Source organism: Microcoleus sp. BM001215392, assembly GCF_036700185.1.
Classification (GTDB): domain Bacteria; phylum Cyanobacteriota; class Cyanobacteriia; order Cyanobacteriales; family Microcoleaceae; genus Microcoleus.
Genome location: NZ_JAUBOJ010000416.1, coordinates 1 through 6,196, shown reverse-complemented (window position 1 = coordinate 6,196; position 6,196 = coordinate 1). Strand labels below are relative to the sequence as shown.

Below are 6,196 nucleotides of genomic sequence, written 5' to 3'. Positions count from 1 at the left end.
TTGGTTGTTATTTGTTGGTTGTTATTTGTTGGTGATAATAACTAATAACAACCAAGGTGCAATGCCCTGCGCGGGTCTTCTTCCCAATGCCCAATGCCCAATGCCCAATGCCCAATGCCCGATGCGGCATAGTACCTCATATGGGAGATCGGAAGGCTATATAGGTAGTAGGGTTTGCCCCCAAGTACCTTACCCCTATGAGTAGCGTGTCAAACCACTTTTTGCATAAGTTATGTATGAAAAAGGTGAGATTTAAATAAGAGTCAAACAAAAGTCGATAGAGGATAGAACTAAAGTGTCTCAAGAATTATACTGGCTGCGTCAAACTCCCAACTGGGTGTGGTATTCTTTTATTCCCTACTTTGGCGGATTGGCGATCGCCTATGCAGGCCAAAAAACAAATATTCGCAGTTGGATGGGATGGGGTGTTGGCATTACTTTAGCAGCACTAGCGCTATCTTCTTCAGCTAATTTGGGTACGCTCGTTTGGATCGCTCAAATTGCCACAGCCTTTGCTTTGAAAAAGCGCTATCTGATCAAAACCGCACCCAGAGGCTTGCTGGTTCCTGCAACTGCGACAAATGCCGAAGAACTAGCCAACCTGCGCGGCAAAATAGATATTAACGAGTGTACCAAAGATGATATGGTCAAAATCTTGGGTTTGCCGATCGTCTACGCTAACGATATTGAATCTTTGCAAAACGAAGGCTACCTTTTTACCCACGCCGAAGAGTTATCGGAAATCGCCGGAGTTCCCGAAAGTCACGTCAGACGCATCGCCCCGATGATTTGCTTTAGCTACAATTATCAAAAAGAATCCCAATTTACTTGGAAACGGTTAAATGTTCTTTCGCCAGAAGAGTTGATCCAAAGCGGTTTAGATCGAGTTGTGGCTGAAACAATAGTTAGAGAAAGACAGGTTAAAGGCGCATACAAATCAGTTGTTGATGTCAAGCGGCGGACGGGACTGCCTTTTGATTCATACCGCCATATTTGTTAGTTGGCAGTTGTTAAGCTGTTGTGGATTTAAATTGTATGTTTCGGGCGCTGCTCAAAGCCACCCTAGTCATGGTTTCCCAAAACAGGATTGTTAAAGTTAGATGCACACCAGCTTTGCACGAACAGCTTATGACAACAAAATTAGAAGTTGACCGACAAAAATTGTATGATACCGATTACCTCAGATGGATTGAAACCACTGTGGAAAAGTTGCGGGCTCGCGACTACTCAAACATCGATTGGGAAAACTTGATTGCAGAAATTGAAGACATGGGGCGAAGTGAACGCAGGAGTTTAGAAAGTAATCTTGTGGTAATTATCCTGCACTTGCTGAAGTGGCAATTTCAACCGGAGCAAAGAAGCGGGAGTTGGAAAGGCAGTATTGTTGAGCATCGCAGACGCATTCGCAAAACCCTAAAAGATTCCCCCATTCTAAAACCATATCTTGAAGAGGTGTTAGTTGAATGTTATGCGGATGCTCTAGAACAAGCAAGTGCTGAAACTGGATTGTCTGTAGAAACGTTTCCGCAATCGTGTATCTATTCTGCTGTCGAGGTTCTAGATTCTGACTTTTGGCCGCCAGTTTTTGCCCGATGAGACGATTTAACGGTATAGCCTTTCTCAATTGAGTGAGGTACGGGGGCGAGCAATTCCAGATAAGATTATCATTCACAGACATATCTTGAAATTATCTGCGTTAATCTGTGTTAATCTGCCTTAATCTGCGGTTTTCCTATCAATCAAAAATTTAGGAAATAAGTCTACCCATTACCTTCTCATTCCCAACCGTACCGCACTGTTGCCGAGAAAGGCTGTAGTATGGCAAAAGCCCGATCGCGCAGCTCCCTGTCATCTACCTTAAATGCACCCGCTGACCAACATCTCCAACACCAGGCGGGTTCAGCTAAATGATCAAAAAACTATTTGTCCTCTTGACATTTACACAAAATAATGATATTAAAAGATTTCGGTAAAACCCGTATTTTTCTCTAGCATCAACTCCAATCCGGGTAAGTTTTCCAGACGATGCCTTAAATATCAGTGGTATTCTATCAGAATTATTATTGAAACAGAAAACTACACAATAGTAGCAGTACCACTCACATCAAATTATGTCTGACTCTCCTCCATCCGAAATCACCCCAGAACCCTCGCGTCCAAGCGCTGCTACCGAAAACCGCAGTGCCAAAACTCGGCAAATGTTGGGTATGAAAGGGGCTGCTAGCGGGGAAACTTCCATCTGGAAGATTCGCTTGCAACTGATGAAACCGATTACCTGGATTCCCCTGATGTGGGGCGTGGTGTGCGGGGCGGCTTCTTCGGGAAACTATGTTTGGAATTTAGAGAATTTTGCGATCGCCTCCGCGTGTATGTTGATGTCAGGGCCTTTGCTGGCTGGGTACACTCAAACTTTGAACGATTTTTACGATCGCGATATCGACGCCATTAACGAGCCCTACCGCCCGATTCCGTCGGGGATTATCTCGATTCCTCAAGTAGTAACGCAAATTTTGGTATTATTAGCCGCAGGCATTGCGGTAGCCTATGCTCTAGACTTGTGGGCGGGTCATGAATTCCCCATCATGACTGTTTTGACTCTCGGCGGCGCATTTTTGGCTTACATCTACTCCGCGCCTCCGCTGAAACTGAAGCAGAATGGCTGGTTGGGAAATTATGCCCTAGGTGCTAGCTACATCGCTCTGCCTTGGTGGGCAGGTCAAGCTTTGTTTGGTACACTAGATCCCACGATTATGGTTTTGACGCTGTTTTACAGTTTGGCAGGGCTGGGAATTGCGATCGTTAATGATTTTAAAAGTGTCGAGGGCGATCGCCAATTAGGGTTAAAATCTTTGCCAGTGATGTTTGGCATCGGCACCGCAGCTTGGATTTGCGTGTTGGCGATCGACATATTTCAAGCAGGGATTGCAGGCTACCTGATCAGCATTCACCAAAACCTTTACGCTGTCATTCTCTTGCTCCTGATCGTCCCTCAAATCACTTTTCAGGATATGTACTTTTTGCGCAATCCTCTGGAAAATGATGTTAAATATCAGGCAAGTGCTCAGCCTTTCCTGGTACTGGGTATGCTGGTAGCGGGTTTGGCACTAGGCCATGCTGGTTGAGAAAAATTTTGAGTTATTTATTTTTAGTTCAATAATTTTAACTAAAAATAAATAACTCAAGACTCTGCACAGTTTTCTTGAAGAAAAGATGTCAAGTTAAAAATTAAAAATTGAAGGGGGTTAGCCTTTTTAATTTTTAATTTTTAATTTAAATTGATGAGGTTTGAAGGTCTGAACGTGTCAGAATTTTTCTCAAATATCAAGGATAAATTGAGCAAAGTCACTAAGGGAGTAGGCGATAATTCCGATCGAGAATCGCCAAATACTGCCAATAGCACCGGGCTAAACTCGCCGCCATCCCCGGCCCAATTGTCTGCAAAGACGACGGATGTGCGATCGGAGTATGTGATATCAGAAGATGGTGAACCTCCAGAAGAGTCAGAATTAGCATCGGAATATTCCGACTCAGAACATGATGAATATCCCATAGTCAAGCGCAATTGGGAAGGCTTGAGGCGCTTAATCGTTTGGTTGGAAATTGAACCTCAAGTTACCAGCTTGCAAGAAAAAGGAAAGGAATTATTGCGGCCTGGATTGAGTTTACTGGGAACTAAATTACCCGAAAAATCCCAGAGTAGGGAGTTGCAGCAAAATAGCGCACCGCAAAATACCGAGCTGCAAATAAATACGGAAATACAGCAAAATATTGCACCTCAAAATAGTGTTCTTCAAAATACAGAACGACAGGAAAGTATTGCACCTGAAAATACCAAGCTGCAAATAAATACGGAAATACAGGAAAGTATTGCATCTGAAAATACCAAGCTGCAAATAAATACAGAACGACAGGAAAGTATTGCACCGGAGGAAGATAGCGCACCGCAGAAAAAAACTAAAAAACAGATATCCCGTCGCCCGAGATTTTGGATAGGTTTAGGTATTCTCAGTATAGGAAGTGGTGCTTTAATCTACGGTTTGTGGATTTTATACACCTTAGACAAAGGTTTGCCGGATGTTAATGATTTGTCGGCTTTTAACCGCGATGGAACGCTGACAATTAAGGCGGCTGACAATACGATTTTGTTGCAGTCGGGGCCGGCAACTAGAGATAAGCTGAAACTGAAGGAAATTCCCGAACTGTTGACTAAAGCTTTTATTTCGATAGAAGACCGCCGTTTTTACGAACATCGCGGGGTGGATTATCAAGGTATTGTGCGATCGATCGGTTCTAATCTGCTTGCGAGAGATTTAGTGCAGGGCGGCAGTACCATTACGCAACAATTAGCCCGCGTGGTTTTTCTCAATCAAGAAAGAAGCATTAAGCGCAAGGTTCGGGAAGCTCTGTTAGCTCGAAAAATTGAGCGGGAGTTGACTAAAGAACAAGTTTTAGAAAGATATTTAAATCTGGTTTATTTGGGTTCTGATGCTTACGGTGTCGCGGATGCGGCTTGGGTTTTCTTTAGCAAACCAGTCGATAAATTAACTTTGGCAGAAATGGCAACTTTGGCAGGTTTACCGCCCGCACCGAGCGAATATTCGCCTTTAGTTAATCCAAATCTTGCTAAACAGCGCCGTAATACTGTGCTGCAACAAATGCAGGAAGCGAAGGTAATTACAGAGGCCCAAGCGAAGGAGGCCCAGGCGCAACCTCTCAAGGTGAAACAAAGTCAGCCGAAGCGATTTAAAGTAGTCGCGCCTTATTTTGCTAGTTACATTCGCAAGGAATTGCCGCGCTATGTTTCTAAGGATGCTTTGGAATCGGGCGGTTTGACTGTCGAGACGACGGTGGATTTGAAGTGGCAGAAAATAGCGGAACAAGTTATTAAAGATGCGATCGAGGTTGATGGCCGCCGTCAGGGTTTTGAACAGGCGGCTTTGGTTTCAATAGAATCTAAAACTGGGGAAGTTAAGGCTTTAGTCGGTGGCGGAAGTTTTAAGGAAAGTCAGTTTAATCGAGCTACGCAGGCTTTGCGCCAGCCCGGATCGACGTTTAAAGGGTTGGTTTATGCGGCGGCTATGGGGGCGGGTTTTTCGCCCTACGACAGCTATGAAGATGCCCCCATTATTATCGACGGCTATCAACCGAATAATTACGGGAAAAAGTTTAGCGGTTGGCGATCGATCTCTGATGCTTTGACGAGTTCGGTAAATGTCGTAGCTGTCAGAGTGTTGATGGATGTCGGCTTTGAACCGGCAATCAAATTAGCCCACGATATGGGAATTAAGTCTAAATTAAGTCCGATTTATTCCCTAGCTTTGGGCTCGTCTGAGGTGAATTTGCTGGAGTTAACTAATGCTTACGGTACTTTAGCGGCGGAAGGTAATTTTATTGAAGCCCACGGAATTACTAAGGTGATCAATCAGCGGGGAGATGTGATTTATCAGGCTGATTTTAAACCGAAGCGGGTTTTGGATAAGGATAGTGCGGCAATTACTACTTGGATGTTGGAGGGTGTGGTGACTGGTGGTACGGGCGGGCCTGCTTCTTTGGGCGATCGGGCTGTAGCCGGCAAAACTGGTACTTCGGAAAAGGTGCGGGATTTGTGGTTTATCGGTTACATTCCGCAGGTAGTAACTGGCGTTTGGCTGGGGAATGATGACAATTATCCGACGGGGGGAACTAGCGGTACTGCTGCTTACAATTGGCGCGATTTTATGAGTCAAGCCGTCAAGGGAATGCCGGTTCAGGAGTTTCCCAAGTTACCTCAGTTGGAGGGCCGCAAAGGCAGCATTAAGGCGAAACCCGTCGAACCGAAGGAGATTATTCGAGGGATGATTATGAATGACGATGGTGCGATCGTACCTTACAATCCCAATCCCGAACCCCGGCGCCGCGAGTGGCAAGAGCCGGCTTATCAAGAACCAGCTTATCAAGAACCAGCTTATCAAGAACCTGCTCATCAAGATCAGAGATATTAAACTCTTAAAGAAGACGGCGGTTGAAACCGCGTCTATACAAACAAAACCCGACGGGAGCGGGTTGAATTCTTCTTAATCTCGCTTGAGTTTCACCATAAAAAAGCCATCCATAAGAAGACGGCGGTTGAAACCGCGTCTATACAAACAAAACCCGACGGGAGCGGGTTGAATTCTTCTTAATCTCGCTTGAGTTTCACCATAAAAAAGCCATCCAT

4 protein-coding genes are annotated in these 6,196 nt (G+C 44.8%); all 4 read left to right on the top strand.

Going from position 1 to position 6,196, the window contains the following annotated elements:
* Nucleotides 1–295 precede the first annotated feature (295 nt).
* A complete protein-coding gene (locus QT974_RS29480; RefSeq protein ID WP_333471937.1) occupies nt 296–1,000 on the top strand; it encodes a helix-hairpin-helix domain-containing protein in 705 nt (234 codons plus the stop codon).
* 128 nt (nt 1,001–1,128) lie between these two features.
* Nucleotides 1,129–1,596 (top strand): DUF29 domain-containing protein, encoded by a 468-nt coding sequence (locus tag QT974_RS29475; RefSeq protein WP_333471938.1) that lies wholly within the window; start codon nt 1,129–1,131, stop codon nt 1,594–1,596.
* Nucleotides 1,597–2,111: 515 nt separating this feature from the next.
* Nucleotides 2,112–3,122 (top strand): chlorophyll synthase ChlG, encoded by a 1,011-nt coding sequence (gene chlG / locus QT974_RS29470; RefSeq protein WP_333471936.1) that lies wholly within the window; start codon nt 2,112–2,114, stop codon nt 3,120–3,122.
* A 156-nt stretch (nt 3,123–3,278) separates the two neighbouring features.
* The gene (locus QT974_RS29465; RefSeq protein WP_333471935.1) at nt 3,279–5,981 is read left to right on the top strand and encodes a transglycosylase domain-containing protein; all 2,703 of its coding nucleotides are present in this window, start codon (nt 3,279–3,281) and stop codon (nt 5,979–5,981) included.
* Nucleotides 5,982–6,196: the final 215 nt, after the last annotated feature.